We start from the raw sequence: 26,834 nt of genomic DNA on the forward strand, positions 1-26,834 counted from the left end.
TTGTTTTCATGTACCTTCGCCCTAGCAGCAGAGGGTTACACAGTACCCCATCCCCAGAAAACTCTGGTTGAGGAACAAAATGAGAGCATCAAGGTGCTCACATAGGCTGCAATATTTTACACAAGGAGTATTATATAATTTTTTAAGGATAAAAGTCAAGATGATTTTATTTTTCACTCCTGCATATTTAATGGTTGTTTAAATACCAAGTGAATTTTTTGTCCTTTGTCATATTTCACATGAAATTAGAAAACTTATAAAGAGTCCATTTGCAAGATATGTTATAATAAAGAAAAAATTGGAATTGTTTAATTAAAAGGAAGGCGGCTTCGCTTTTTTTATTTTATTGTGTATTTTCTTGCTCCGCTTCTAACCTTTAAAAGATATGAATATAGGAAAAAATTGAAACGAAATAGCCACATGTATGCTGAAAAAATAAATTCTGGTCCGTTATAATATACCTTATTGGTTTAAAGATTCATGATCTGAGACATTTGATGGGTGATAATAAAGATGGATACACTTGAACGCCAAATCATACTGAATTTAAAAAGCCGGTTTTTTGACATTATTGATACGGAGAACGGTTTCTTTCACTATGAAAAATTACTGAATGAAATGCTTTCTGCCATTAAAGCCCTTACCGGAGCTGATGAAATAACTCTGTATGTCTTTAATGAATGGAAGCAGGAGTTTTTTGCAGAAGCTGCCACGAACCCGGATGCTTTGCTTTCACCTGCTTTTTCAGGTGATTTAAAAAGATGGGCTAACAAAAAAAGAGAGTTGCAGAGTTTAGGCACTGAGATTAAGGAAGAACAAATCATGTTTCCTCTTGTAAAGAGAGGCCAACTGCTGGGTTGCATGATTTTAACAGGTGAATCAGGCTGTTTTCATTCCTATCCAGAAAAAGTATATCAGGAGCTTAGCGAAGAATGCGGGCAATTTCTTGATAAAGCTCACGGTCTGGCCAAAATTGCATCTGAAGAAAAACGCTATAAACAGCTTTACCGAGTTACAGAAAAATTCCATTCCTCAATGGATATGGATATGGTGCTGGGGGAAATTATTTATACTTTGCAGGAAATGTACCCCACTTTTACCTATTATCTTCTGCTGTCCCAGGATAACAATAAACATGGGGATTTGCCCATTAGAGACCTTGAATATGACAGCGAAAACATCGCGGCTATGCAGGCATATGTCACAGGGGCTGTTCAATTTGAAGATTCCCTGCAGGAAATGCGCTCTGTCTTATATGCTCCATTAAAAGGAAAACAGGGGGTTTATGGAGTGCTACAGGTCATAGCTCCTAATACTATCATATTCCCTAAAAATGAAATTGAATTTATCACGCTTCTGGCCAATACTGCAGGGAGTGCACTGGAAAATGCGCAGCTTTATCAGCAATCCAAGCGATTGATAGCTGACCTTCAATTAATTAACGAAACATCCCACCGCCTGAATTCGAATTTGCGCCTGACAGAAACCATGAACTTCATGGCAGATCAGATTATGCATTCCTTTGATGCTGAAGAAGCCGGTTTCATTTTGATATCTTCTGATAGTGCCGATGTGAATATAATCCAGGGCAGCACTGAATTTTTTCAAACCAAAGAGGCAGAAATCTATATTCAGTATATAAAGACAAAGATCATCAAGGAGAAAGAGTCTCTTTTTATTGGGGATTTTTCTTTACAGTTCGAGGGAATGGCCAGCTTTTACAAATCCATCATGGCTGTTCCAATGACCCAATCTGGAATATTAAAGGGATTTGCCCTTGTCATGCATAGTTCTCCTTATCATTTTTCATTTGAAACATTCAAGCTGCTCCAGTCTTTGATTCATCATTCCACACTTGCCTTTACCAATTCAATGCTGAGAGAAGAGCTTGAGAAGATGGTTGTAACGGATCACTTAACAAAGCTATATTCCCGAAGTTATCTGGATGATCGGATTCATCAATCCATGAATGAAGATCATGAAGGAACATTTATGCTTGTTGATATAGATGATTTTAAATTGGTAAATGATACATACGGACATCAGGTTGGCGATGAAATCATTATTCAAGTTGCTAATTTAATAAACAGCAATATCCGCAGCACTGATATAGGTGCAAGATGGGGAGGAGAGGAGCTGGCACTTTACCTGCCCGGTGTTTCATTGCCGGCGGGATCACTTATTGCTGAACGGCTTGTCAGAAAGGTATGTCAAATCACAGATCCCCAAGTAACCATTTCATGCGGTGTTTCGTATTGGAGCAGGGGGAAAAAAGATTCATATGCTGCGCTGTTTAAACGTGCTGACAGGGCATTATATACCGCTAAGAATACAGGGAAAAATAAAGTGATCATTGAGTCGGCTGCAGATTCATTTATCTAGGGACTGCCTTATGGAAAGGCAGTCTCTATTGATATTTTTCCGTAACAAAATACTTTCAAAAAATATACTATTATCATATGCTGAAAGAGAAGTTTATTATAGATAATAATGTAAGCGCTTGCAGCGAAAGGGAGAGGTAGAATGGATAGGAAACATCGGTTTAACTTCGAGACGCAGGTCATCCATGAAGGATACGATGCTGAAAGGTTCAAGGGGAGCCTCGCACCGCCAATATTCCAGACGTCAACTTTTACATTTGAAACAGCACAGCAGGGAGAAAAGCGTTTTGCCGGTGAGGAAGAAGGCTATATCTATTCCCGTCTTGGAAATCCAACAGTTAAGATGCTTGAAGAAAGAATGGCCGCTCTGGAAAAAGGAGAAGCAGCCCTTGCTTTTGGGTCTGGTATGGCTGCAGTTTCAGCTGTCCTGTTTGCTTTAACCAAAACAGGAGATCATATTTTATGTTCTCAGGGAGTTTATGGCTGTACATTCGGACTCCTTGAGATGATGGATGAAAAGTATAAAATCAGCCATGATTTTTCAGCTATGGAATCAAAGAAGCAGCTGCTTGATGAAATTAAACCGGAAACGGCCTGTATATATGTTGAAACTCCAATAAATCCAACAATGAAGTTGGTGGATTTGAAGATCGTTGCAGAAGCAGCGAGAGAGAAGGGAATTCCAGTTGTAGTTGACAATACTTTCTGTTCGCCATACTTGCAGAATCCTATCGAGCTGGGCTGTGATATTGTCATTCATAGTGCAACAAAATACATCGGGGGTCATGGTGACGTAGTTGCAGGGATCGTAATAGGGTCTAAAGAATTTTTGGATAAAGTCTCCATGACGACTCAAAAAGATATTGGAGGCATTATTTCACCTTTTGACGCCTGGCTGCTTCTTCGAGGATTGAAAACACTTGCAGTCAGACTTGACAGACATTGTGACAATGCGGAACAGCTTGCATCCTGCTTATTGGAGCACCCAAAGGTAGAAAAAGTTTTTTTTCCAGGAGACAGCAAAAATGCAGATTTTGAAATTGCCCAAAAACAGATGAGGAGACCTGGCGGGATGATTTCTTTTACTCTAAAGGGGGATAAAGAGACTGCTCAGGAATTTATGAACCGGCTGAATCTAATTAAAATTGCTGTGAGCCTTGGAGATGCAGAAACATTGATTCAGCACCCTGCTACGATGACTCATGCAGTGGTTCCAAAGGAGTCACGTGAAAAGATGGGCATTGAAGATACGCTGCTGAGACTTTCAGTTGGGCTTGAATCGTGGGAAGATATCAGAGATGATCTTTCCCAGGCACTCGAAGGAGTCTAATACCAAAAGGAGATGGCCTCAAATACGGTCATCTCCTTTTGGCCATTCCGTTAAAGGAATGATACAAGGACTTCCGAGAAGTCTTCAAGGTATTTTTGGTCAAGTTCATCAAACCGGTTTTTTTCTGGAGAATCAATATCCAGCACACCAAGAAGATTGCCCTCTTTGACAAGCGGAATGACGATTTCAGACTGCGAAGCTGCGTCACAGGCGATATGGCCAGGGAATTGATGGACATCTTCAACACGTACTGTTTCCATTTGCTTGGCAGCTGTCCCGCAAACGCCTTTCCCAAGGGGGATTCTTACACATGCCGGCAGACCCTGAAATGGGCCAAGAACCAGCTCGCCTTCTTCCATCAAATAAAATCCTACCCAGTTTGTACGTTCCAGAAATTGATTAAGAAGTGCTGATGCATTGCTTAGATTGGCTATGCTGTTTGTTTCTCCTTCAAGAAGAGCAGAGAGCTGTTTAATCAATAATTGATAATTTTCTTCACGGGTTCCCTTGTATGATTCGACACTAAACATCACAATTCACCTTACTTCCTCAAAGATATATGAATTTCCTGGCAGAAGAACAGGAAATTAGATAGACATTGTCGAGAACTTTAAAAAGGATAAGATGATTTTAGCAAGAATGTTTAATTATCACAACAAATCCGTTTTTAAATAAAGCCATAATTTATTATTCGCTCATATGTGCATGAGCAGAGATTTTACAAAAGAAAGTGAGGCGGGAAAGATGAAAAAAAATTCAAAAGAGGCAATTGTGTCGGCTGCTATCTCCTTATTTAATACGAAAGGTTTCTCCGGGACTTCCATCCGTGATATTGCAGGCAAAGCGCAGACGAACCCGGCGAATATTGCATACTATTTCGATAACAAACACGGGCTGCTTGAATATTGCTTTACTGCATTTTTTGAAGGATATATTCAGGAGATCGAGAGGGGTTTTTCGTTTCTTGAGCAGGGGGCTGCTCTGAGCCTGAAAAAAATTGCTCAAAACATTATGTCTTATCAATTTGAACACAGCCACTTAACAAGATTGATTCTCCGGGAAATTTCTATAGATTCCCAAGTAGTAAGGGAAATCATGTCCACTTATTTAGCAAAAGAAAAGTTTTATTTTGGCAGGGTGCTGGAAAGGGGCATGAAAACAAAAGAATTTCGTATCCATTCAGCCAATTATATGATTGTCCAGCTGAAAGGACTCCTATCCATGCCATTTTTGAACACACATTATATGGCTGAAGTTCTGCATGTATTTCCTCATGAAAAATATTTCGCAGACAAATACACGAAGGAGATCTTCAATTGGGTTGATGGAGTCCTCTGCAATCATGCCGGAAAACCTTATGCTGCTGTACTCTAAAAGCATTTAAAGGTGTTTCATTCTATCAAGGCCCTGTCCCATTTCCTTTGCCTGATGAGCATCGGACCCATAAATCAGTGAAATGCCTTTTTGGGCCGCTGCTTCTGCTGCCCAATCGGGAGGATAGGACTCTTTGCATAACGGCTTGGAAAAACCGGCTCCGTTATAGTCGAGTTCATAGCCTTGTTTTTTTACCTCATCAAGTATCTGGTTTATTTCTTCTCTAAATTCCCGACCAGCGGGATATTTTTTTTGGAACTTTTTAACCAGGGTGATATGCCCAATCCTTCTTGGTTTGAATTGCCCCAAATCTGCTTTTATAGATAAAAGCAGGGTGCGGAAATAATTCATATAAACTGCTTCAATTGAACCGTATTCTTCAATCATCTTTGCAAAAACATCCGGACTGTAGTCCAGGCATTCGTAGCGGCCCCCCTGCTTTAGAAAGTGTACAGATAAAATAGAGTCATCCATATACTTCCCGTTCAAATCTAGAAATTTGCAGATGTCCTGTTCAAAGCCTTCAATGTAATCCACTTCAAGCCCGGCATTAATCCTGATTTTTCCTTGATAAGCAGCTTTCACTCTTGATATATCAGTAAAATACTTTTCAAGATGTTCCTTGCGCATCGCACTGTCACGAGCAGGTGCGGGATCCTCAAAGCCCTCAGGGAGCGGAGCATGTTCAGTAAATGAAATTTCCTTAAAACCCAGATTTATTGCTTTTTCAATATAATCTTCTAATGCGTCCTTTGTCCCGTGCGGACAATAGGGGGTGTGGATGTGTCCGTCTTTTAGCATATGGAGAGCTTCCTTTCTGCTGCTGTTTATAAATACAGTACTCAAGTCTCTTTTTAACATATCTCTTAAATAAAGAAGGAAATCTTTTATAAAAAGCGAATTGTTTGTATTTGAACAGCTCATATAGTTCAATAAAAAATACGGATGTTCCAGTTATTTTCCGAAAATAGCAATTTAGAAAAGATATAAAAGAAGAAATTCATAAAAATATGAAATAAATAGTCAAAAAATGTCGTTTACATGGTATCATAAAAGCATTGAAAATAACATGTGAAAATGAACAAACGCCTGCGGGCATTTGTTATTTCTTAAATAAAAACTTCACATATACATATTGGCTCGGGAACAGAACAGGGGGCTTTAAAATGGAATACATAATTGGAGTTATAGTCATTCTTTTATGCCTATATCTCACGGGGTATTTTTTAAAGAAAAAACATTATAAGGAAATTGACAGGCTGGAAACATGGAAGATGGACATAACGGACCGCCCTGTTCTAGATGAGATGTCAAGAGTTAAAAAGCTTAATATGACAGGGCAGACAGAAGAATTGTTCGAACGCTGGAGAAATGAGTGGGATGAGATCGTAACATCACAGCTTCCGGATGTGGAGGAATTGTTATTTGATGCAGAAGAGAGCATCGATAAATACCGCTTTAAGAATTCCCAGGAAATCCAGCAGAGAATAGAGAAGAGATTAACAGAGATTGAAGAAAGCATAAAAAATCTGCTGAGTGAATTGAATGAGCTGGTAGGCAGTGAAGAGAAAAATAGAGCGGAAATTGAAGAATTGAAAGAGATGTATCGCCAATGCAAAAAGTCTCTGCTTGCACATCGCCATACATTCGGTAAATCAGAAATGATTCTTGAAGAACAGCTGGATGAAGCATTGTCCAAATTTGAAGAATTTGATGAGAAAACGGAGAAAGGCAATTACCTTGAAGCTCGTGAAATCCTTCTTGTGATTAAAGCGCTTCTTGAGGATTCTCAGGCTAAAATGGAAGCTATTCCAAACCTTATGGTTGAGTGTCAATCCAAGATCCCTTCCCAGCTGGACGAGTTAAGGGACGGGTACAAGGAAATGCTGGATCAGGGCTATCTGCTTGATCACCTGCAAATAGACAAAGAAATTGAGAGACTTGAAGAACAAGTAACTGGATATGCCGGCTCTATTGATAAAGCGCAAATCGAGGAAGTTCAAAAAGGAGTCGAAGAGATTAAAGATAATATTGAACTTCTGTATGATCTGCTCGAAAAGGAAGTACATGCCAGACATTACTTAAGCCAGCAGGATGATGCAACTAGAAACATGCTTTATAATAATAAAGATATGAATAATCAGCTTAAGACAGAGATAACTGCTATCCGGCACAGCTATCATGTTCCAGACAAGGATCTGGAAATTCAAATCCACCTGGAGAAAAAAATAACCCAGCTCTTCAAAAAATTCGAAGTGCTGGAGCATAAAATTAATAGCGGGAGTACTCCCCATACTGTCTTGAGAGAAGAGCTTGCTGAAATCAAGGAACACATTGAGGAAATTTCAGATGAGCAGACAGCCTTTGCGGAAATGCTTCAGGCTTTAAGAAAAGATGAAATGTCTGCAAGGGAAAAAGTAAAAGAGTTAAGCAAAAAAGTGGCAGAAACGATAAGGCTTATCTCTAAAAACAATGTGCCTGGAGTTTCCCAGGAATATAAATATTTGATCCAGGATGCGAAAGAAAGCATAGATAATGTGCTGGCTAAACTCGATGAGAAACCATTGAATATTCCTGCGGTCCAGCAATATCTTGAAGTTGCAGTGCTTACTGTTGATAAGGCTGCTGATTCAGTGAGTGATATGATTGAGACGATCCTTTTAGCTGAGAAGGTCATTCAGTATGGAAATCGATACAGAAGCAGATATCCATCTATTGATAAAGGGTTAATGGAAGCAGAAGCTTCATTCAGAAGCTATGAATATAAAACAGCACTGGAGCAGGCTGCAGCTTCAATCGAAGAGGTCGAGCCGGGTGCGATCAAGAGAATAGAAGAAATGATAACTGAGCATTAAAAAACCAGATCCGATTGGATCTGGTTTTTTTGCTGTCTAATTAATAAAATATAACGATGTGAATAACTCTGCTGTAAAATTATCTTCATCCAGCTCCAGCGCCTAGCCCCTAAGGGCTGATCAAGGCGCTTCCGCCTTTGTTCTTTAGTCATTTACAGCAATTGGCTTTTTAGCTTCACCGAAAGCCATTGCCAGGAAGTAACCTATTACAGCTCCTGCAATGGCAGGCACAATCCAGCCGATTCCTTCAGCAAAGAATGGCAGGAATTGCAGTAAGTCTGTGATGGCGGAAACATCCATTCCAGCAGTTTTTAACCCATCCACAAAACTGATTAAACCTGTGGGAATTAAAGCCCCTATATATACCGCAGAGTATCCATTAAAGGCATTGTGCATAAAGGAAAGCAGAATCAGCACGATGGCCAGAGGATAAATAATGATTAAGATTGGCAATGAAAGTTGAATCAACTGAGTTAAACCAATATTTGCAACCACCATGCTGAACAGCGAAAGAATGATGACAATGGTTTTATAAGGTACTTTTGGGAGCAGTTTATGAAAGTACTGCGCACAAGCCGAAACGAGTCCGACAGACGTTGTAAGGCATGCTACCGTAATGGCCAGCCCAAGGATCAATGCTCCCGCATCTCCAAATAGATATTGAGAAGCAGCGGATAGGACAGCACCGCCATTATCAAGTTGACCTATAGCTTCCATACTTGATGCCCCAATATATGCAAGGGACAAGTATACTGCCGCAAGGCCAGCAGCTGCGATAAGTCCGGCAGTAATGCATATTTTCATAAGTGAATGTTTATTTGTTACACCCATGCCCTGTATTGAACCAATAACAATAATACCGAATACTAATGCTGCAATTGTATCCATAGTCAGGTAGCCTTCAATGAAGCCTTTAAAGAATGGCCCCTCTGCATATGCCCCCATCGGTGCTTTTAATTCGCCCATTGGAGTAATGATGCTTTTAATTACCAGAACAGCAAGGATTATAAGGAGTGCAGGCGTGAAAATATTGCCGATCCTGTCCACTAACTTCGATGGATTCAAAGAAAGCCATGCTGTAATGCAAAAAAAGACAATGGTATAAGCAAATAAAGTATAAGCGCTATTGGAAGCGGTTTCAGACAAGAACGGAGTAATCCCTATTTCAAAAGCAACGGTTCCGGTACGCGGGATTCCGAAAAATGGTCCGATGGCTAAGTACATAATAATCGTAAATATAATTCCATATAAAGGGTGTACACGGCTTGCAATCGTCTGTAAATCGCCATTTTTGGCAATAGCAATAATGCCTAATAGCGGTAATCCAACCCCTGTAATTAAAAATCCGATAATAGCAGTCCATACATTCGTGCCGGCTGATTGTCCCAGGAATGGAGGGAAAATCATATTGCCTGCCCCAAAGAATAGAGCAAATAACATGAGTCCGACGGCGAGAATTTGTTTTGATGATAATGTTTTATTCTCCATATATATCCTCCTGAAAATGGTTCCATATCTTAATGTTTAGAACATTTTTCATATTAGCACAGGTGCTAAAAAAAATGTCGAAAAAATACGAAGTCTTAATATTTTGTATTTTATAATAACAAACCAGATCTGTCCTTTATTCAAAGAGCAATATTATCAGCTTTCCACGGAGGCTGCAAATCATTCATTTGGTTAAACTGTACTAACTTGAATATTTTAATAGTAAAGAGATGTATAGCTGCTGCAAAAGCTTCAATTACATTTCCAATTTTACGTGGTTATGATATGATTTAAAGTTGGCTAAAGGATTTTCGGAACGGAAAGGAGAAGTCCGTGATTTATTTAGATAACAGTGCAACGACAAAACCATATAAAGAGGTGCTTGAATCTTTTATAAAGGTTTCTTCTGAATACTTTGGGAATCCGTCTTCCCTGCACGAATTCGGAGGAAAGGCAGAGAGGCTGCTAAAACAGGCACGTGAGCAAATTGCACAACTGCTGAATGTAAAACATAATGAGGTGTATTTTACATCAGGAGGGACAGAGAGCAATAATCTTGCAATAAAAGGAACGGCTTTAATGCATAGGAAAAGAGGCCGCCATATTATCACAACTGGATTGGAACATGCTTCAGTGAAAGAAGCGATACAGCAGCTGAAGGAATTGGGCTACCGAATTTCCATCATTTCACCGGATAAAAACGGTATTATCCATGCTGAAGACATTGAAAAGGAAATTACACAGGAAACTATTTTAGTCTCTGTCATGCATGTAAATAATGAAATTGGTTCCATTCAGCCAATAAAAGAAATTGGAGAGATGCTGAAGAAGCATTCGCGAGTGATATTCCATGTAGATAACGTTCAGGGAATCGGAAAGGTTCCTCTTGATCTTTATCAAGCCAGCGTAGATCTGTGTACGATTTCAGCTCATAAATTCCACGGTTTAAAAGGAAATGGGGTTTTGTTCATTCGTGATGGTCTACGTCTTTCACCGTTATTATCCGGTGGCAATCAGGAATGGAAAATGAGAAGCGGCACAGAAAATGTAGCTGGCATTGTAGCAATGGCAAAGGCGCTAAGGCTTACACTAAATAATATGGAAAGGCATTTAAGCCCCCTTATATCTATTAAAAGCTATATTATTGAGGAAATGAATAAAATCGAGGATATTACAGTCCATACCCCGGAAAGAAACTCTGCCCCTCATATTGTGAATTTTTCCATAGAAGGATTCAAAGCAGAGGTATTTGTCCACGCTTTAGAAGAGCACGGGATTTATATATCAACTACAAGTGCCTGCTCTTCAAAGAAAGCTGCTGCCAGCAGCACCCTGATGGCTATGGGAATCCCTGAAAAAGCCGCGAAAAGTGCAGTTCGGATCAGCTTATCATATGATAATACAATGGAAGAGGCAGAGATTTTTGCTGAAGCAGTAAAAGAGACCGTTATAAGGCTAAGAGAGGTTATGAAATAATGATAAATTATGATCGTATACTTATAAGATATGGAGAAATCTCTACAAAAGGAAGAAACCGCAATAAGTTTGTGGATAAATTAAGAAAAAGCATATTAGATGTGCTTAATGAATTTCCCAAGATCAAGATTGAATCTACAAGAGACCGAATGTATGTTGTCCTGAATGGTGCAGATGGCAGAGAGGTTTCTGATCGCCTCAAGGGAATCTTTGGCATTCAGTCTTTCAGCCCTGCTGTTAAAACCACTAAAGATATGGAAGAAATGAAGACAGCCGCATTGGCATTATTCTTAAAACATTTTGAAGAAGGAAAGACTTTCAAAATTACAGCTAAGAGAGCGGATAAAAGCTTTCCTTTAAATACTGACGAACTCAATCATGAATTTGGCGGACACTTGCTGAAGAATGTGCCGGGTCTAAAAGTGAACGTAAAAAAACCGGATATAAATCTGCAAATTGAAGTTCGCGAAGAGGCGGCTTACTTATCATGCGAAACCATTCAGGGTGCTGGCGGGCTTCCTGCAGGTTCGAGCGGAAAAGCCATGCTTATGCTCTCTGGGGGAATTGACAGCCCGGTAGCAGGTTATTTGTCCATGAAGAGGGGATTAGAAATTGAAGCTGTCCATTTTCACAGCCCGCCTTTCACAAGTGAGCGCGCAAAGCAAAAAGTAATTGATTTAACTGAAAAACTTTCTAATATTGCTGGAACCGTCGTACTCCATATTGTCCCGTTTACAGAGATTCAGCAGCTGATCCATCAGCAGGTACCGTCGAATTATACGATGACGGCTACAAGACGATTAATGCTCCGGATCACTGATGAAATACGCAATAAAAATGATGGTCTTGCCATCATCACTGGGGAAAGCCTTGGACAGGTAGCAAGCCAGACACTCGAGAGCATGTTTGCCATTAATGATGTTACAACCACACCTATTCTGCGGCCGCTTATCACAATGGATAAATCTGAAATCATCGAGATTGCCCAAAGCATCGATACCCACGATATATCCATCAGGCCATTCGAAGATTGCTGTACCGTTTTTGTTCCATCATCCCCAAAAACAAAACCAAAGCGCGACAAAGTCCGCCGCTTTGAAAGCTTTGTTGACTTCGAACCACTCATCGCAAAAGCAGTTGAGGATACCGAAAAGATGGTTATTAAACCTCAATCGAGCAATGAAGAGTCTTTTGGGGAGTTATTTTAATTTAAATGCAGGTTAATTGTTAAATTTCACTTCGAAAAATAATACAACAATTACCAATTAATTAGTGTATATGGCCATGTGATTCTACACATTCTATACTCACAAGGAGGTGAAAATCACATGGCAAACAACAACAGCTCAAACCAACTTCTAGTTCCTGGAGTACAACAAGCTCTTGACCAAATGAAGTACGAAATCGCTACTGAATTCGGTGTAAACCTTGGTGCTGAAACTACTTCTCGCGCTAACGGTTCTGTAGGTGGAGAAATCACTAAGCGTTTAGTTCAAATGGCTGAACAGCAATTAGGCGGTTTCCAAAGATAATTAAATAATATGGCTACAAGGAGCAGGAATCTTTCCTGCTCCTTATTTTTGTGCAAAAATTATTTTTCAAAAAATAAATAATTTTAAATTTTATAATAATTTAGTATAATAATTTCTATAGATTACTCATCCAGGATCAGACACCAGCAAATGAAATTGTCAGGGGGAGATTTGATGAAACGGGAAGACTTAATTGCACCGGAGAAATACAATCTCGTATCAGAAATGGAGCGGTTTGCCGGAGATAAGGACAAACTTGCAATAAAGTGGGAAAATGAGCAGGGAGAAAAGAAAGAGATTACATACAGTGAACTGATCCTTAATGCAAATAGAATTGGAAACGTTTTCTTGCAAAATGGTCTTAATAAAGGAGATGTTATTCTGATCATTGTTCCAAGACTGATTGAAGCATATCAGGTTTACATTGCATCATTGAAAGCAGGAATTGTCGTCATACCAAGTTCAGAAATGCTTCGATCGAAAGATTTGCAATATCGGATTAATCATGGGGATGTAAAAGGTATTGTGAGTTATTATCCATATGTTGATCAATTTAAAGATATTAAGGAAGCGGCAGCCCTGCCGAAGTTCGTGATAGGCGGAAACGCAGAAGGCTGGATCGGGCTGGATGAAGAAATGAAAAAGGCTTCTGATGAACTTTCGCTGGCTGATACTTCCCGGGATGACATGGCGTTCCTTTCATATACATCAGGAACAACAGGGAATCCTAAAGGTGTAGTACATACACATGGCTGGGCATTTGCTCACCTAAAAACAGCAGCACCGAACTGGCTATGCATTAATGAAGGCGATACAGTATGGGCAACGGCAGGTCCCGGCTGGCAAAAGTGGATCTGGAGCCCATTCCTTTCTGTTTTGGGTTCTGGTGCTACGGGAATTGTCTACAATGGAAAGTTCGAGCCGAAGAAATATTTGCAGCTGTTAGAGGATTATCAGGTAAATGTTCTTTGCTGTACGCCGACTGAATACAGGCTGATGGCAAAGGCTGAGAATATACATGAATACAAGCTGCCGGCTCTTCATAGTGCTGTTTCAGCCGGTGAACCGCTAAACCGCGAAGTGATTGATACATTCAAAAAGCATTTTAACGTAAATGTCCGTGACGGATATGGACAGACAGAAAATACCCTGCTTGTCGGCATTACGAAGGATATGGAGCTAAAAGCAGGTTCAATGGGCAAACCGACACCTGGCAATAGAGTTGATATTATCAATGAAGAAGGTGAGGTATGTGCTGTTGGTGAGGTAGGAGATATCGCTGTCCATGTTGAAACTCCTGCGCTCTTCAAAAATTATTATAAAGATCCGGAAAGAACAGCTATGCAATTCCGCGGAGATTACTATATTACAGGAGATAAAGCTAAGAAAGATGAAGATGGCTATTTCTGGTTTGAAGGCCGCGGTGATGATATTATTATCAGTTCAGGCTATACCATTGGACCTTTCGAGGTGGAAGATGCGCTTGTAAAGCATCCATATGTAGCGGAATGTGCAGTTGTGGGAAGTCCGGATGAAGTGCGAGGATTGATCGTTAAAGCATTCGTTGTATTAAGGGAAGGTGTAGATCAAAGCGACCCTAACCTTGTTTCCCAGCTGCAGGAACATGTAAAAGAGCTGACGGCTCCTTATAAATATCCTCGGAAAATTGAATTTCTATCAGAGCTTCCTAAAACTACTTCAGGAAAAATTATGCGTGTGGAGTTACGGAAAAAAGAAGCGGAAACTGCTTCAGCGCAAAACTGAATGCTATGAAAAATGCAGGCGGGAATTCCGCCTGTATTTTTGTTATACTATGGTAAATGTTGAACTTTTAGATATTAAAGGAGAAAAGATTTATGGGAACGCTTTGGCATGGGGGCCCGATTTATACCCTTCAGCAGGAAGGTTATCAGATAGAGGCCGTTTTTACAGAAGGCAGCCGTATTATTGAAATTGGCGCCTTGAGCGATTTAAGAATCAAATATAAAGAAGAGATTCAAAAAGAGATAGACCTGCAGGGAAGCACCATGCTGCCGGGATTTGTGGATAGCCATATGCATCTAATTGGGCATGGTGAAAGGCTAATAAGGCTCGACTTATCTAAGCACACATCAAAGCAGGAAGTTCTTATGGCTGTAAAGGAATTTTCAGAGACCATTGAAAAGGGAGAGTGGGTCATTGGGGAAGGCTGGAATGAAAATCTGTGGGATCAGCCGGAACCAATCTATGCTTCAGAGCTTGATCAATTTGTTCCGAATCATCCTGTCATGCTGAAACGTGTGTGCAGACATGCCCTTGCAGTGAACTCCCTTGGATTAGAAAAAGCAAATATTACTGAAGATACTGAATGTCCTCCAGGAGGTGTAATCGATAAAGATGAATATGGGAAACTAAATGGTCTTTTGAAAGACCAGGCCCAGGAGCTTTTATTTAATGTGATGCCGGCTGTCTCAGAAAGCTATTTAAGGAAGGCGCTTCAAGCTGCCATTAAAGATGCCTATAAGCTTGGATTGACAGGAGGACATACTGAGGATCTCAATTATTATGGAGGATTCAGCCAAACTTACCATGCTTTCAGGCAGGTAATAGAGGAGGAAGGACTCCCCTTCCGTGCACATCTGCTGGTTCATCATGAAGTTGCGGATGAAATGAAGGAAGCAGGCGGCGGATTTTTAGAGGGAAGTAACCATATAGAGTTTGGGGCAATGAAGATATTCGCCGATGGAGCCCTTGGAGGAAGAACAGCTTTATTAAGCCATCCTTATGCAGATGACCCATCCACTTCAGGAGTTGCCATTTTTTCACAGGAGCAGCTTGATGGATTAGTGGAGAAAGCCCGCAAGCATGAAATGCCGGTTGCCGTCCATACGATTGGGGATTTGGCATTTGAAATGGCATTAAATGCGATAGAAAAGCACCCATTGGAAGGCTTGGGACGAGACAGGCTGATTCATGCCCAAATATTGCGCAAAGAACTTATAGACAGGGCTAAAAAACTGCCATTAATCCTTGATATCCAGCCAAGATTTACAGCATCTGATTTTCCATGGGTGATTGACCGCATTGGTGAAGAACATATGGAGTACTGTTACGCCTGGAAGACACTTCTGAAAGAAGGGATACATTGTGCAGGAGGTTCTGATGCACCGATTGAGCCGGTCAATCCATTTCTTGGTATTCATGCGGCCGTTACAAGGACAAATATAGATGATCCGCACAATACAGTCTATTATCCAAGTGAAGCGTTAACTGTTTATGAAGCAGTATGCTTATTCACAAAAGGCAGTGCATATGCTGCATCCCATGAAAATGATAGAGGTGTAATAAAAGAAGGATATCTTGCAGATTTCACCATATTAAATAAAGATATTTTTAATATGCCCATAGGGCAAATGGCCGCAATTTCAGTAAACAAAACCGTTATTGACGGAAAAATAGTATACGAAGCATAAGTAGAAGTGCCAGGCACCTATACCAGTTTGCCCAATTGGTATAGGTACCTGGCTCTCGTTTTGGCAGGAAAAAATGATTGCAAACATTTTTATGTCAGATTTATAATATAAATATTTCGATACTAGAAAGAATTGAGGAAATGGCAATGAAAAATAATGAAGTGCAAACTGGAGCTCTATACGCAGGGTTTGCTTACTTTTTATGGGGCATTCTCCCTGTTTATTGGAAGTTTTTGGATCACGTCAAAGCGGATGAGATTTTGGCAAACAGGATTTTTTGGTCGTTTTTCTTTATGCTGGTGATTTTGCTGGCTTCAAAGAAATGGAATGCTTTTGCTGAAACGCTAAAAGGTTTTAAAAGAAATAGAAAACAGCTTTACGCTCTTGTAATAGCTTCCCTTTTGATCAGCACCAACTGGTTTTTGTATATTTGGGCGGTCAATACCAATCAGATGATTGAGGCTAGTCTTGGCTATTATATTAATCCGCTCGTAAGTGTGATTCTGGGCATGGTGGTTTTTAAAGAGAAACTATCACCTGCGCAATATATCTCTTTCGGATTTGCGTTTGCAGGGGTTATGATTTTGACTGTCAGCTATGGGCGGTTTCCCTGGATAGCCATTGTGCTCGCTTTATCCTTTGGCCTTTATGGGCTAGCCAAAAAGCTTATAAAGGTAGATTCAGCAGTTGGTTTAACGCTTGAGACACTTGTAGTGACTCCGATTGCATTTATTTATATGATTATGCTTTTCATGGATGGCAAACAGGCATTCCTGCATGTTTCGCTAAGCTCCGACTTGCTCCTTATAGGGGCAGGCGCAGCCACAGCAATACCGCTATTGTACTTTGCCAAAGGGGCACAAAAGATACCGATGTCCATGCTTGGTTTTCTGCAGTATATTGCGCCGACCATTACGCTGATTCTGGGGATCTTCGTTTATCATGAGCACTTTACTAAACTTCACTTACTTTCCTTTATGTTTATTTGGCTGGCCTTAACGATTTACTCTGTTTCAAGGACAAAACTCTTTGTCCATTGGGAAACAAAACTAAAGCGCGGAAAAGGTATTGGCATATAGAAAAAAGAGTTTCGCACCTTCATGCGAAACTCTTTTTTTATAAGAATGTCCTCTTAACCTTTTCCCAGTAGGAATTGTCTTTCAGTTTTACGGTTTTAATGATTTTGTCGCTGAGTTTAACATCAATCTTTTCTACATGCTGAATGCTTAGGGCTTCGTTGTCCATTCCCATTGTAGGATGGTCGTTGCCATCTTGAACCACTTTGAGGGTCAGCTTTCTGTTTCCGCTCAGGATAAAGGAAGATCCGAGAGTGCGATAGCGATTATTATTAAGTGAAGCGAGTTCGCTCACCTGCATGCAAGGAAGCAGAGGGTCAACAACAGCTCCATTTACAGACTTATTATAGGCTGTGCTTCCGGTTGGGGTGGCAACAATCATTCCGTCCCCGCGGAACGTTTCAAAATGAAAATCATCGATAAAGACATCGATTACAAAGGTTTTGATTATGGCGGAACGGATGCTGAATTCATTTAAGCACTGAAACGATGTCTGGTCATCAACCGTAACATCAATAGTGGGATACCGTCTTACTTCTACCTGCTCATTTGTCATTGCCTCTACCATCTTGGCTGTATCATCGAGATGGAAATCACAGTACAGGCTCAGGCTTCCCGTGGTTGAAATACCGGCATACAAACAATCATCTCTATAGCCAGTTTTGCGGACAGCCTGCAAAAACGTTCCGTCTCCGCCGATGCTTACAATGATATTGGCTTGTTTGAAGTCATTAACAATTGTAAAGGCATGCTCTTCAGCAAGGCTATAAAGCGGTGCTACTTTTTCCATCGTTTCTTCATCTTTTTTGTGATAAAAGTATATATTGCGTCTTTCAGGCATATTCATTCCTCCAAACAGTAATAAAGGTTGTGGAATTTCAGGGGGAAAATGTCCTTGATAATTTTCTTTCCCAAATAATTCATATTTTGCTATGATTATGGTTGCCTGAGTTCAGTTTACCTTTTTTTGAAACATTTTAAAAGTTTATACGTATGTAGAATATGTGACAAATAGGTTTTCTGGGAATCATAAACAGTCAAATATGGGGCTGGTTATGTTAAAGGAGAAAGCAAATTCAAAGGAGGATTTCACAATGAATGGAAAACGTTGGGCTGCACTTGGAATAGCAGCAGGTCTGTTTGTTTTTTCTGTTGTGCTGAACTTTGTAACTGCATTTGCATTTACAGATTTTGAAAGCTCGGTAAATGAACTGTTTGCAGGAAGCAATGAAGCATTTTTGGAAGAAATCATTGAAGAGGGAAATGCACAGAAAAAGATAGCTGTGCTTGATGTAAATGGTGTGATTCAGGATACTGGAGATGCAGCTTCTTTATTTGCAAGCCCGGGATATAATCACAAAGGATTCATGGATAACCTTGAATATGTAAAAGAAGACAGCACAGTAAAGGCGATTGTCATAAAGGTTAATTCTCCAGGCGGAGGGGTAGTGGAAAGCGCCGAAATACATGATAAGATTATTGAAATTCAAAAAGAAACAAAGAAGCCGGTATACATATCAATGGGATCAATGGCTGCATCAGGAGGCTATTATATATCCGCTCCGGCTGACAAGATTTTTGCGAGCCCTGAGACATTGACCGGTTCACTGGGGGTTATCATGCAGGGCTATAATTATGCTGGGCTTGCTGAAAAATATGGTGTCGAGTTTGTAACGATTAAGAGCGGGCCGTATAAAGATATCATGAGCCCAACCAGGGATATGACAGATGAGGAAAGAAAAATCCTTCAATCCATGATTGATAATTCATATGCAGGGTTTGTTAAAGTGATCTCGGAAGGCCGAGGACTAACTGAGGCACAGGTGAAGGAAATTGCGGATGGCCGTATTTATGACGGACGGCAGGCGAAAGAACTGAATCTGATCGACGGTTTTGGCTATGACGATGATGTAATTGAACAATTAAAGAAAGACCACAAACTAAATGGTGCCCAGGTTGTAAAGTACACTGAGAATTTTGGGTTCGGCTCCATGTTCAGTATGGGAGCGCGAAAAATCATGGGTGATGACCTGGAAATGGCGGGCGTGATGAAATTGTTATCTCAGCCAAACTCACCGCGTTTAATGTATCTTTATGCTGAATAGGGAGGGGGAGAGAAGATGACCTCAAATGATCAGAATGAAAAAGAGCTTGCCCGTCCAGATTCAATACAGGATGAGGGCAGGAATAAGTCATCCTTTGATGAAGCAGATCCTGCTGTAAACGAAACAATCATACAAGCAGAAACCCTCCCCATTCAAAAAGCTGCAGAACCGATGAGGTTTGCCGGGTTTTGGATGAGATTTTGGGCTTATCTTTTAGATTTAGTTGTAGTTGGCAGTGTTGACCGGATATTGATTAACCCAATTTTTAGGGCGCTGGATATTCCTCTGCATGAAAGCAATTTGTTTGCACCGATTTCCATAGCTACTGCCCTTACGTTTTATGCCTATTTTGTGCTGATGACAAAGTTTTTTGGCCAGACACTCGGTAAAATGGTATTTGGTTTAAAGGTAGTAAATCTTAAAGGAAAGAAACTGACATGGAGCACAATTTTGTTCCGTGAATGGATCGGCCGCTTTATATCAGCGACCATTTTTGTCGGGTATGTAATTGTAGCATTCCTGCCAAAGAAACAGGGACTGCATGATCTTTTTGCGGATACCTCTGTAGTTCATGAAAGGCAAAAGGAACAAGTCTATAATTGAGAAATGTCAGCCTGCCACCGCTTGGTGGCAGGTTTATTTTTTTTCAGTTGGGCATAATACAAAGCTGAAAGGGTGTGAAAAAAATGAAGTGGCTTCTGATTGCCGTAATTGCCCTCATACTTCTTTTAATTCTAATCATGGCAACAAAACTAAAGATATATTTTCATTTCTACCATGGAAATGACAATGACCATATGAAAATTCAATTCAAAGCCTGGTTCGGACTGATCAGGTACAAAATAGAAGTCCCTCTAATAAAAGTGGACGATAACTCGCCAACTCTTGTTGTTAAGGAAAAGACGGCTGCTGGACCACAGGAAAATGCTGCTGAAAAAGACACAAAGCAATATTCCGCAGATGATTTTATAAATAGCTTTCATGATACAAAAGCAATGATAAATCATATCGTGTCCCTTCACAAAATAATACGGAAATTTCTCAAGCGTGTGACCATCCGGAATCTTGAATGGCATACTTTTGCTGGCCTAGGGGATGCAGCCCATACGGGGATGCTTACTGGGGCCCTCTGGGCGATAAAAGGGAGCATTATTGGATTAATAAGTCATTATATGAAACTGAAAACGCCTCCCAGCATTACCGTCACTCCCCATTTCCAATTTTCCGTCTCTCAAACAGCCATTTCATGTATGATTCATTTTCGTGTCGGGCATGCTATGTTAGCAGGAATTAAACTGATCAAATATTGGAAGGGCGGACGGCCGGATTTCAGGACAAAGCCGCTTTCTGCCTTATCTGATGATGGTACTAAAACTGTCTAAAAGAGGAGGAGCAATGAATGTCTGACCATCCTATTCAAGGGCTTATGACAACTGCCATGGAAAACCTGAAAGAGATGATTGATGTTAACACTATAATTGGGGATCCAGTAGAAACCCCTGATGGCAGTGTAATATTAACGGTTTCAAAGGTTGGCTTTGGCTTTGCCGCAGGAGGAAGTGAGTTTATGCTTGATGGACAATCAGGCGAGGAAAAGGGCCACCCGTTTGGCGGAGGAAGCGGCGGCGGTGTCTCCATCACGCCAATCGCCTTTTTGATTGTCAATTCGCACGGGGTGAAAATGGTTCATCTTGATGAAAGCACTCATTTATATGAGAAAATTCTTGACCTTGCCCCACAGGCAGTCGATAAAATTCAGCAAATGTTCAATAAGAAAGACGGGGGAACCGGCAATCAGCAAAGCCAGCCTCAGGATCAAAACAATGATGAGTACAGCGGCAAGAAACAAGACCTTGATATCTAAGAGAAGGAAGTTAACTTTCCCAGGGAGAGTTAACTTTTTTCTTGGAATGTATCCTTAATAATTGCAAAAAAGATTCTGAAAAGATATGATTTACACTGTACATAAGTGATTAAGGAGGACGATTTAAATGGCATCTATTACGTTCAAAGGAAATCCTGTAACATTGCTGGGCAATGAAGTAAAAGTTGGAGATAAAGCTCCTGAATTCAAGGTACTGGCAAATGACCTTTCTGAAGTAACTCTTGCTGATTCAAAAGGGCAGGTGCGTCTAATCAGCGTAGTTCCTTCTATTGACACGGGAGTTTGTGATGCGCAGACACGCCGTTTTAACGAAGAAGCTTCCAAGCTTGACAATGTTAAGATTCTTACTGTAAGCGTGGATCTTCCATTTGCCCAAAAACGCTGGTGTGCAGCAGCTGGCATTGAAAATGTTCAAACCGTTTCTGATCACCGTAGCCTTTCTTTTGGAGAAGCATATGGGGTGGCCATCCAGGAACTTCGTTTATTGGCTCGTGCCGTTTTTGTTGTCGATTCAAATGACAACGTTACATATGCGGAATATGTAAGTGAAGCAACAGATCATCCAAACTATGAAGCAGCAGTGGAAGCTGCTAAGCAAGCGAAATAATTATACGTATATAAAAAGCTCCGGATTTGTTCCGGGGCTTTTTTTTTGCGTCCCTCAGCACCAAACTTGTGAATGAAACAAAAGGCCGTTAAAATAGGAAAAAGAATAAGGACGGGAGGAATAAGCTGTGAAAATAACTCCGGTTGAGGATTTATTTACCGTTTTAAACGAAACGGCTACGATTATGCAGGAAGAACTGCATTGTACATACCTTGAAGCTCTTGCAGAAACAGGAGAGAATCTATTCCATGAAAGTATTCTTCAGGATGAGCTTAGCGAATTAACAGTTAAAAGACTTAGGAAGAGTTATGAATCCATTGACTTAAGCAACTGCACAAAAGAAGATATTAGAAAATCCTTCCAGCTTGCTATTTTAAAAGGAATGAAAGAGAACGTCCAGCCTAATCATCAAATGACTCCAGATGCAGTGGGCATGCTGATGGGGTATCTGGTCGAAAAATTCATTCAGGAAAAAGGTTTCCGCCTGCTGGATCCTGCCGTAGGAACAGGAAATTTATTGACAACTGTTATGAATCACCAAAAGGATAAAACGGTTGAGGCAACTGGGATTGAGATTGACGACTTATTAATTAAGCTTGCTTATATAAATGCCAATTTACAGGAGATTCCCATTCAATTTTTTAACCAGGATAGCCTTGAGCCCCTGTTTATAGAACCTGCTGATGCTGTAGTGAGTGACCTTCCTGTTGGCTACTATCCGAATGATGTCCGTTCAGCTGAGTATAAGCTAAAAGCTGATGAGGGACATTCCTATTCTCATCACTTATTTATTGAGCAGAGCATGAATCATGTGAAATCTGGAGGTTATTTATTTTTTATCATTCCAAATGGGCTGTTTGAAAGTGAGCAGGCACCAAAGCTGCATGAGTTCATTAAGGAAAATGCCTATATTCAAGGTTTGGTTCAGCTGCCGCTTACTATGTTCAAAAATGAAAAAGCAGCCAAAAGCATACTTATCCTTCAGAAAAAAGGGGATGGAGTCACTCCGCCTAAGCAGGCCCTCTTGGTCAACTTGCCCAGCTTATCCAAAACAGCAGAAGCTGAAAAAATACTCAAGAAAATTGATGTCTGGTTTAAAGAAAGCAAATAAGGATAAACGAAAAGAAGCCGAGCATTTTGCCGGCTTCTTTTTTAAATGTATTAATATGCGGAAGTATCAGAAAATATTTAATTTATCATGAAAACGATACCATTGCAAGGTGCTTCTTGAAATGTATTGCTTACAGTGTTTAAATGGAAAATTGAGAGATATTAATTGTGGCCGATGCACAAAATAAGGTTGTATTAATTTTTGTGTCGTATCACACTTTGTTATATAAAAGTATGGGTTTGGAGAGACAAGTCAGTCCCTTTGAACATCTTCTAAAGGAGCGGTAGCTTTATGGCAAAAATCATAGCAATCAATGCCGGCAGTTCTTCGTTAAAATTTCAATTATTTGACATGCCGAGTGAAGAAGTAATTACGAAAGGCTTAATCGAGCGTATTGGGCTGGATAACGCAGTCTTCAATATTTCTGTAAATGGCGAAAAAGTTAAGGAAGTAACTGATATACCTGATCATTCAGTAGCGGTTAAAATCCTGCTTGATAAATTAACAAATCTTGGGATTATTAAATCTCTTGATGAAATCGAAGGCATTGGCCATCGTGTAGTACATGGCGGTGAGGCATTCAACGATTCTGTAGTCATTACGGATGAAGTGCTTGCGAAAATTGATGAACTTTCGGAACTTGCACCCCTTCATAACCCGGCTAATATTACGGGTATTAAGGCATTCCAGCAGGTTCTTCCGAATGTGCCTGCAGTGGCAGTATTTGATACAGCCTTCCATCAGACGATGCCTGAAAGCTCATTCCTATATAGCTTGCCATATGAGTATTATGAAAAATATGGCATCCGCAAGTATGGGTTCCATGGCACTTCACATAAATATGTATCAGAGCGTGCTGCAGAAATGCTTGGCCGTCCGCTTGAACAGCTTCGCCTCATCTCCTGCCATTTAGGGAATGGAGCAAGTATTACAGCCATTGAAGGCGGAAAGTCAATCGATACTTCCATGGGATTCACTCCGTTAGCGGGTGTTACAATGGGTACCCGTTCAGGGAACATTGACCCTGCACTTATTCCATTTATTATGGAAAAGACTGGCAAGAATGCAGATGAAGTTCTTGACGTTCTTAATAAAAAGAGCGGTATGCTTGGTGTTTCCGGATTCTCCAGTGATCTTCGCGACATTGAAGTTCAAGCGGTTGAAGGAAATGAAAGAGCAGAATTAGCTCTTGAAGTATTCGCAAACAGAATCCACAAATATATTGGATCCTATGCATCCCGCATGTATGGCGTAGATGCGATTATCTTCACTGCCGGAATCGGTGAAAATAGTGATGTTATCCGTGATCGTGTTCTTCAGGGGCTGGAATTCATGGGCGTATACTGGGATCCTGCATTAAATAAAGTGCGCGGTGAAGAAGCGTTCATTAATTACCCTCATTCACCAGTTAAAGTCATGATTATCCCAACAAATGAGGAAGTCATGATTGCACGTGATGTAGTGAGATTGGCTAAATAACATTCATAACAAGGCAAGGGCTTATCGCTCTTGTCTTTTTTGTTTTTATCGGGATTTATTGCCCATCAGGCGGAAGGAGAATTCATCATCTGACTTATGCTATACTGAGTCCAAGAAAAAATGTTTTGGGAGGAATTGCGATGCCATTGAACGAACGGGAAGAAAGTGTTTTGGCCGGTATTCAGGAGTGGGAAAACAAGCTGTTGAATTATGAGCCCAATGATTTGGAAATGGTTTATGATAAATCATTGGAAAGGTCTTTTTCACTATTGCCTGAAGAAGTTCAGCAGCAATTTTTTTCAGCAATGGATAGCTGGCTGTTTCATCTTCATGCGCTTATTCAAGGCTCACAGCTTCAAATGGATGCGAAGGAGCGCATTTTGACGGCAGGCCGTGTTTTTCATTCTGATATTGAGTCGATTGAAGACCTTAAGCAATTGAATATCGACCAGCTTCAATACATAGCTCAACAGCAGATTGCCCGGCATCGTCTTTATTCTTTTGCACAAGGCGGCATTGCCGGTTCAGGCAGCTCACTCATGCTGGGTACAGATATTCCTGCTATGGCGGTTATTAATCTTCGTGCTGTCCAGCTGATTGCTATGACATATGGCTTTGAGGTCAATACTCCATTCGAAATGATGAGCTCTCTTAAGGTTTTTCACGCAGCCACACTGCCGCCGCGCATGCAGGGCAGTGCTTGGGAAGAACTGAGGAACGAGCTGAAGAATCAGGAAGAATTCTATTTTTATGAAGAAAAAGAAGAATTGACTGATATAACCTGGATTGAGCAGCCAATGAAGCAGCTTTTTAAAGCAATGGCTATTTACTTTTTCCGCAGAAAGTCAGTACAGGGAATTCCTTTCATCAGCATGGCCATTGGAGCCGGGACGAATTATCAGCTAACAAGAAAAGTAACAGATTTCGCTCATAAATATTATCAAATGAGATATTTGCAAAGAAAAAACATTCAGCAGTAAACTCCCGGAATACTATGAATTATAAGCAAAGGTGATGCCAAATGAGTACATTCGAGCATAAAAAAGAAGCCCCAAAAGAAGTTAGATGCAAAGTGGTCACCGTAAGTGATACGAGAAATAAAGAAACAGATAAAAGCGGAAAGCTGATGATCCGGCTGCTGGAAGAGGCAGGACATGTCATAGCTGACTATGAAATCGTCAAAGATGAAGGAAATCTCATTCGTGAGGCCGTATTAAAAGGATGTGAAAACCCCGGCATTGATGCTGTCCTTACAAATGGAGGCACAGGAATTGCATTAAGGGACGTGACTATTGAAACGGTAAGAGAATTATTTGATAAAGAAATTGACGGATTCGGCGAATTGTTCAGGATGCTAAGCTACACGGAAGATATCGGGTCTGCGGCCATTCTTTCACGAGCTGCTGCAGGCACAGTGCAAAATAAAGCAGTTTTCTCAACACCAGGATCATCCGGGGCAGTTCGCCTTGCGATGAATAAGCTGATTCTGCCTGAACTCGGGCATATCGTCAGGGAACTAAGAAAAGATTTATAAAGGGCAAAAAACCTTTCCGCCGCGGAAAGGTTTTTTTAAAATGACAGGGAAGTATAATTTTTTACTTCGGGAACTGTCTAGCGCAAGCAGCCTGCTCCCTCGAGTTGTCGGGGCGCTTCCGCTTTTCTTTTATGAATGCATTTTCCCTGTAATATCCTGATTCGTTCGATACCATAGCCACAGATCATTTATGACTGATGCCAGTTCTGAAATTTCACTGTTGAGTCTGCATGATCTTTCGAAATTGCCCTCATCTGATAGCTCAGCCTGTTTCCTGTTTATTTCCGCTTCAAGCTCGGCAATGCGGTCAGGAATCCTGCCTCTTATTTTTTCCCATTGAAACAGGATCATCTGCTGTGTTTTTGGTGAATATTCATCCCAATCCCGGTCAAAGGCGGGTATGGGAATGCCAAGACGGCCATTATGTGAAAAATGCTCCTCCATTATGAATCCCCCAAACGATAATCTTGTTTTTATTTTACTATAAAGGTGTCTGCGGTGCATGAATGTTTTAGTATTCAACTTTTTTCTGCAGATACTACTATGGAACTAATGTAAAGATTTATGAACTTGGTCCACAAGTACTGATTTAATAGAAAGGGCTAAGGTATTGGTTTACAGATTTAATAGATATCGAATAACATATTGACTATTAGGAATATTAAAATAATTAAAGGGGGAGAATATGAAAAAGTTTATAACGCATTTAACAGTTTTAGGCCTAGTGCTGGGTTTGCTTTTGCCTTACCCCGTTGCAGCCCTGGGAGAAGAATTGGGCAGAACAGGAAGCAGCAGCTCAGAAGAGCAAGTATTTAAACATAAAAAACCATTAGAATATCCAATCTTGTCAAAAGCAAAGCGCCCCGAGGATGCAGGCTTTTCTTCCAAAAAGCTCAGAGAGGTTGATAAGCTGATCGAGGGAGAAATACAAAATGGTTTTCCAGGAGCAGCTTTAGTCGTAATTAAAGATGGCAAGATTGTTAAAAACTCCGCATATGGTTCAGCCAAAGTCTTTGATGAATCTGATCCGTTAAATCACCCGCAGAAAATGAAGACAAGAACCATGTTTGATTTAGCATCAAACACGAAAATGTATGCCGTTAACTTTTCACTGCAGCATCTTGTCAGTGAAGGAAAGATCAATCTTGA

25 protein-coding genes are annotated in these 26,834 nt (G+C 40.5%); 20 read left to right on the forward strand and 5 right to left on the reverse strand.

The features are described 5' to 3' along the window. Positions 1–513: 513 nt before the first annotated feature. The gene (locus ACEQ1T_RS01140) at positions 514–2,382 is read left to right on the forward strand and encodes a diguanylate cyclase domain-containing protein (RefSeq protein WP_206839145.1); all 1,869 of its coding nucleotides are present in this window, start codon (positions 514–516) and stop codon (positions 2,380–2,382) included. A gap of 141 nt (positions 2,383–2,523) precedes the next feature. After that, positions 2,524–3,711, forward strand: coding sequence for a methionine gamma-lyase (megL, locus tag ACEQ1T_RS01145; protein WP_206839140.1), 1,188 nt, complete (start codon positions 2,524–2,526; stop codon positions 3,709–3,711). A gap of 50 nt (positions 3,712–3,761) precedes the next feature. Here megL and ACEQ1T_RS01150 read toward each other — a convergent pair whose 3' ends face one another. Continuing rightward, complete coding sequence (locus tag ACEQ1T_RS01150; protein ID WP_206839138.1) at positions 3,762–4,241, reverse strand: GAF domain-containing protein; 480 nt, start codon at positions 4,239–4,241, stop codon at positions 3,762–3,764. A 214-nt stretch (positions 4,242–4,455) separates the two neighbouring features. On the opposite strand from ACEQ1T_RS01150, the gene refZ reads away from it, so the two are divergent. Further along, positions 4,456–5,085: a forespore capture DNA-binding protein RefZ gene (gene refZ, locus ACEQ1T_RS01155; protein ID WP_206839137.1), complete on the forward strand. Its 630-nt coding sequence runs from the start codon at positions 4,456–4,458 to the stop codon at positions 5,083–5,085. Positions 5,086–5,091: 6 nt separating this feature from the next. On the opposite strand, the gene hisJ is transcribed toward refZ, so the two are convergent. Continuing rightward, a complete protein-coding gene (hisJ, locus tag ACEQ1T_RS01160; protein ID WP_370221467.1) occupies positions 5,092–5,886 on the reverse strand; it encodes a histidinol-phosphatase HisJ in 795 nt (264 codons plus the stop codon). A gap of 365 nt (positions 5,887–6,251) precedes the next feature. On the opposite strand from hisJ, the gene ezrA reads away from it, so the two are divergent. Continuing rightward, a complete protein-coding gene (gene ezrA / locus ACEQ1T_RS01165) occupies positions 6,252–7,940 on the forward strand; it encodes a septation ring formation regulator EzrA (protein ID WP_206839132.1) in 1,689 nt (562 codons plus the stop codon). Positions 7,941–8,084: 144 nt separating this feature from the next. Here ezrA and brnQ read toward each other — a convergent pair whose 3' ends face one another. Continuing rightward, complete coding sequence (gene brnQ, locus ACEQ1T_RS01170; RefSeq protein ID WP_206839130.1) at positions 8,085–9,428, reverse strand: branched-chain amino acid transport system II carrier protein; 1,344 nt, start codon at positions 9,426–9,428, stop codon at positions 8,085–8,087. A 333-nt stretch (positions 9,429–9,761) separates the two neighbouring features. On the opposite strand from brnQ, the gene ACEQ1T_RS01175 reads away from it, so the two are divergent. The 6 genes from ACEQ1T_RS01175 (at position 9,762) to rarD (ending at position 16,967) form a co-directional block, all read left to right on the forward strand. After that, positions 9,762–10,904, forward strand: a complete 1,143-nt coding sequence (locus tag ACEQ1T_RS01175) for a cysteine desulfurase family protein (protein ID WP_370221468.1) — start codon at positions 9,762–9,764, stop codon at positions 10,902–10,904. Further along, positions 10,904–12,112, forward strand: coding sequence for a tRNA uracil 4-sulfurtransferase ThiI (gene thiI, locus ACEQ1T_RS01180; protein ID WP_211202485.1), 1,209 nt, complete (start codon positions 10,904–10,906; stop codon positions 12,110–12,112). The genes ACEQ1T_RS01175 and thiI overlap by 1 nt, the downstream gene beginning before the upstream one ends. A gap of 120 nt (positions 12,113–12,232) precedes the next feature. Continuing rightward, positions 12,233–12,436: an alpha/beta-type small acid-soluble spore protein gene (locus ACEQ1T_RS01185; protein WP_035330326.1), complete on the forward strand. Its 204-nt coding sequence runs from the start codon at positions 12,233–12,235 to the stop codon at positions 12,434–12,436. Between the two features lie 174 nt (positions 12,437–12,610). Further along, the gene (gene mbcS / locus ACEQ1T_RS01190; protein WP_370221469.1) at positions 12,611–14,200 is read left to right on the forward strand and encodes an acyl-CoA synthetase MbcS; all 1,590 of its coding nucleotides are present in this window, start codon (positions 12,611–12,613) and stop codon (positions 14,198–14,200) included. Between the two features lie 92 nt (positions 14,201–14,292). Beyond that, positions 14,293–15,888 carry an amidohydrolase gene (locus ACEQ1T_RS01195; RefSeq protein ID WP_370221470.1) on the forward strand — a complete coding sequence of 532 codons (1,596 nt, stop codon included), beginning with the start codon at positions 14,293–14,295 and terminating at the stop codon, positions 15,886–15,888. Positions 15,889–16,034: 146 nt separating this feature from the next. Then, the gene (gene rarD, locus ACEQ1T_RS01200) at positions 16,035–16,967 is read left to right on the forward strand and encodes an EamA family transporter RarD (RefSeq protein WP_206839123.1); all 933 of its coding nucleotides are present in this window, start codon (positions 16,035–16,037) and stop codon (positions 16,965–16,967) included. A gap of 37 nt (positions 16,968–17,004) precedes the next feature. Here rarD and ACEQ1T_RS01205 read toward each other — a convergent pair whose 3' ends face one another. Next, on the reverse strand, positions 17,005–17,805 hold the full coding sequence (locus ACEQ1T_RS01205) for an NAD kinase (protein WP_206839121.1): 801 nt from the start codon (positions 17,803–17,805) through the stop codon (positions 17,005–17,007). Between the two features lie 253 nt (positions 17,806–18,058). On the opposite strand from ACEQ1T_RS01205, the gene sppA reads away from it, so the two are divergent. The 9 genes from sppA to ACEQ1T_RS01250 all read left to right on the forward strand — a co-directional run bounded on the left by sppA (position 18,059) and on the right by ACEQ1T_RS01250 (position 25,685). Then, positions 18,059–19,069, forward strand: coding sequence for a signal peptide peptidase SppA (gene sppA, locus ACEQ1T_RS01210; protein ID WP_370221471.1), 1,011 nt, complete (start codon positions 18,059–18,061; stop codon positions 19,067–19,069). A gap of 15 nt (positions 19,070–19,084) precedes the next feature. Beyond that, on the forward strand, positions 19,085–19,672 hold the full coding sequence (locus tag ACEQ1T_RS01215; protein ID WP_370221472.1) for an RDD family protein: 588 nt from the start codon (positions 19,085–19,087) through the stop codon (positions 19,670–19,672). Between the two features lie 83 nt (positions 19,673–19,755). Further along, on the forward strand, positions 19,756–20,451 hold the full coding sequence (locus ACEQ1T_RS01220; RefSeq protein WP_370221473.1) for a DUF2953 domain-containing protein: 696 nt from the start codon (positions 19,756–19,758) through the stop codon (positions 20,449–20,451). Between the two features lie 17 nt (positions 20,452–20,468). Then, positions 20,469–20,933: a GerW family sporulation protein gene (gene ytfJ / locus ACEQ1T_RS01225; protein WP_197208020.1), complete on the forward strand. Its 465-nt coding sequence runs from the start codon at positions 20,469–20,471 to the stop codon at positions 20,931–20,933. Positions 20,934–21,060: 127 nt separating this feature from the next. Then, positions 21,061–21,561, forward strand: a complete 501-nt coding sequence (gene tpx / locus ACEQ1T_RS01230; RefSeq protein ID WP_206839116.1) for a thiol peroxidase — start codon at positions 21,061–21,063, stop codon at positions 21,559–21,561. A gap of 127 nt (positions 21,562–21,688) precedes the next feature. Next, positions 21,689–22,672, forward strand: a complete 984-nt coding sequence (locus ACEQ1T_RS01235) for a class I SAM-dependent methyltransferase (RefSeq protein ID WP_370221474.1) — start codon at positions 21,689–21,691, stop codon at positions 22,670–22,672. Between the two features lie 291 nt (positions 22,673–22,963). After that, positions 22,964–24,151, forward strand: a complete 1,188-nt coding sequence (locus tag ACEQ1T_RS01240) for an acetate kinase (RefSeq protein WP_370221475.1) — start codon at positions 22,964–22,966, stop codon at positions 24,149–24,151. Between the two features lie 140 nt (positions 24,152–24,291). Then, a complete protein-coding gene (locus ACEQ1T_RS01245; RefSeq protein WP_370221477.1) occupies positions 24,292–25,131 on the forward strand; it encodes an EcsC family protein in 840 nt (279 codons plus the stop codon). 41 nt (positions 25,132–25,172) lie between these two features. Further along, a complete protein-coding gene (locus ACEQ1T_RS01250; RefSeq protein WP_221878605.1) occupies positions 25,173–25,685 on the forward strand; it encodes a molybdenum cofactor biosynthesis protein B in 513 nt (170 codons plus the stop codon). Between the two features lie 129 nt (positions 25,686–25,814). Here the strand turns inward: ACEQ1T_RS01250 and ACEQ1T_RS01255 are convergent, their stop codons facing one another. Further along, the gene (locus ACEQ1T_RS01255) at positions 25,815–26,129 is read right to left on the reverse strand and encodes a hypothetical protein (RefSeq protein ID WP_206839108.1); all 315 of its coding nucleotides are present in this window, start codon (positions 26,127–26,129) and stop codon (positions 25,815–25,817) included. 241 nt (positions 26,130–26,370) lie between these two features. Between ACEQ1T_RS01255 and ACEQ1T_RS01260 the strand changes: the two genes are divergently transcribed. Then, positions 26,371–26,834, forward strand: a 464-nt coding sequence (locus ACEQ1T_RS01260) for a serine hydrolase (protein ID WP_370221478.1), incomplete at its 3' end; no start/stop codon positions are given.

It is taken from the genome of Cytobacillus sp., from assembly GCF_964223445.1.
Classification (GTDB): domain Bacteria; phylum Bacillota; class Bacilli; order Bacillales; family Cytobacillaceae; genus Cytobacillus.

Excerpts from the sequence above, each read along its gene's own strand:
- ACEQ1T_RS01140 (WP_206839145.1), top strand. The coding sequence starts at position 514 with ATGGATACACTTGAACGCCAAATCATACTGAATTTAAAAAGCCGGTTT.
- megL (WP_206839140.1), top strand. The coding sequence starts at position 2,524 with ATGGATAGGAAACATCGGTTTAACTTCGAGACGCAGGTCATCCATGAA.
- ACEQ1T_RS01150 (WP_206839138.1), bottom strand. The coding sequence starts at position 4,241 with ATGTTTAGTGTCGAATCATACAAGGGAACCCGTGAAGAAAATTATCAA.
- refZ (WP_206839137.1), top strand. The coding sequence starts at position 4,456 with ATGAAAAAAAATTCAAAAGAGGCAATTGTGTCGGCTGCTATCTCCTTA.
- hisJ (WP_370221467.1), bottom strand. The coding sequence starts at position 5,886 with ATGCTAAAAGACGGACACATCCACACCCCCTATTGTCCGCACGGGACA.
- ezrA (WP_206839132.1), top strand. The coding sequence starts at position 6,252 with ATGGAATACATAATTGGAGTTATAGTCATTCTTTTATGCCTATATCTC.
- brnQ (WP_206839130.1), bottom strand. The coding sequence starts at position 9,428 with ATGGAGAATAAAACATTATCATCAAAACAAATTCTCGCCGTCGGACTC.
- thiI (WP_211202485.1), top strand. The coding sequence starts at position 10,904 with ATGATAAATTATGATCGTATACTTATAAGATATGGAGAAATCTCTACA.
- ACEQ1T_RS01185 (WP_035330326.1), top strand. The coding sequence starts at position 12,233 with ATGGCAAACAACAACAGCTCAAACCAACTTCTAGTTCCTGGAGTACAA.
- mbcS (WP_370221469.1), top strand. The coding sequence starts at position 12,611 with ATGAAACGGGAAGACTTAATTGCACCGGAGAAATACAATCTCGTATCA.
- ACEQ1T_RS01195 (WP_370221470.1), top strand. The coding sequence starts at position 14,293 with ATGGGAACGCTTTGGCATGGGGGCCCGATTTATACCCTTCAGCAGGAA.
- rarD (WP_206839123.1), top strand. The coding sequence starts at position 16,035 with ATGAAAAATAATGAAGTGCAAACTGGAGCTCTATACGCAGGGTTTGCT.
- ACEQ1T_RS01205 (WP_206839121.1), bottom strand. The coding sequence starts at position 17,805 with ATGCCTGAAAGACGCAATATATACTTTTATCACAAAAAAGATGAAGAA.
- sppA (WP_370221471.1), top strand. The coding sequence starts at position 18,059 with ATGAATGGAAAACGTTGGGCTGCACTTGGAATAGCAGCAGGTCTGTTT.
- ACEQ1T_RS01215 (WP_370221472.1), top strand. The coding sequence starts at position 19,085 with ATGACCTCAAATGATCAGAATGAAAAAGAGCTTGCCCGTCCAGATTCA.
- ACEQ1T_RS01220 (WP_370221473.1), top strand. The coding sequence starts at position 19,756 with ATGAAGTGGCTTCTGATTGCCGTAATTGCCCTCATACTTCTTTTAATT.
- ytfJ (WP_197208020.1), top strand. The coding sequence starts at position 20,469 with ATGTCTGACCATCCTATTCAAGGGCTTATGACAACTGCCATGGAAAAC.
- tpx (WP_206839116.1), top strand. The coding sequence starts at position 21,061 with ATGGCATCTATTACGTTCAAAGGAAATCCTGTAACATTGCTGGGCAAT.
- ACEQ1T_RS01240 (WP_370221475.1), top strand. The coding sequence starts at position 22,964 with ATGGCAAAAATCATAGCAATCAATGCCGGCAGTTCTTCGTTAAAATTT.
- ACEQ1T_RS01245 (WP_370221477.1), top strand. The coding sequence starts at position 24,292 with ATGCCATTGAACGAACGGGAAGAAAGTGTTTTGGCCGGTATTCAGGAG.
- ACEQ1T_RS01250 (WP_221878605.1), top strand. The coding sequence starts at position 25,173 with ATGAGTACATTCGAGCATAAAAAAGAAGCCCCAAAAGAAGTTAGATGC.
- ACEQ1T_RS01255 (WP_206839108.1), bottom strand. The coding sequence starts at position 26,129 with ATGGAGGAGCATTTTTCACATAATGGCCGTCTTGGCATTCCCATACCC.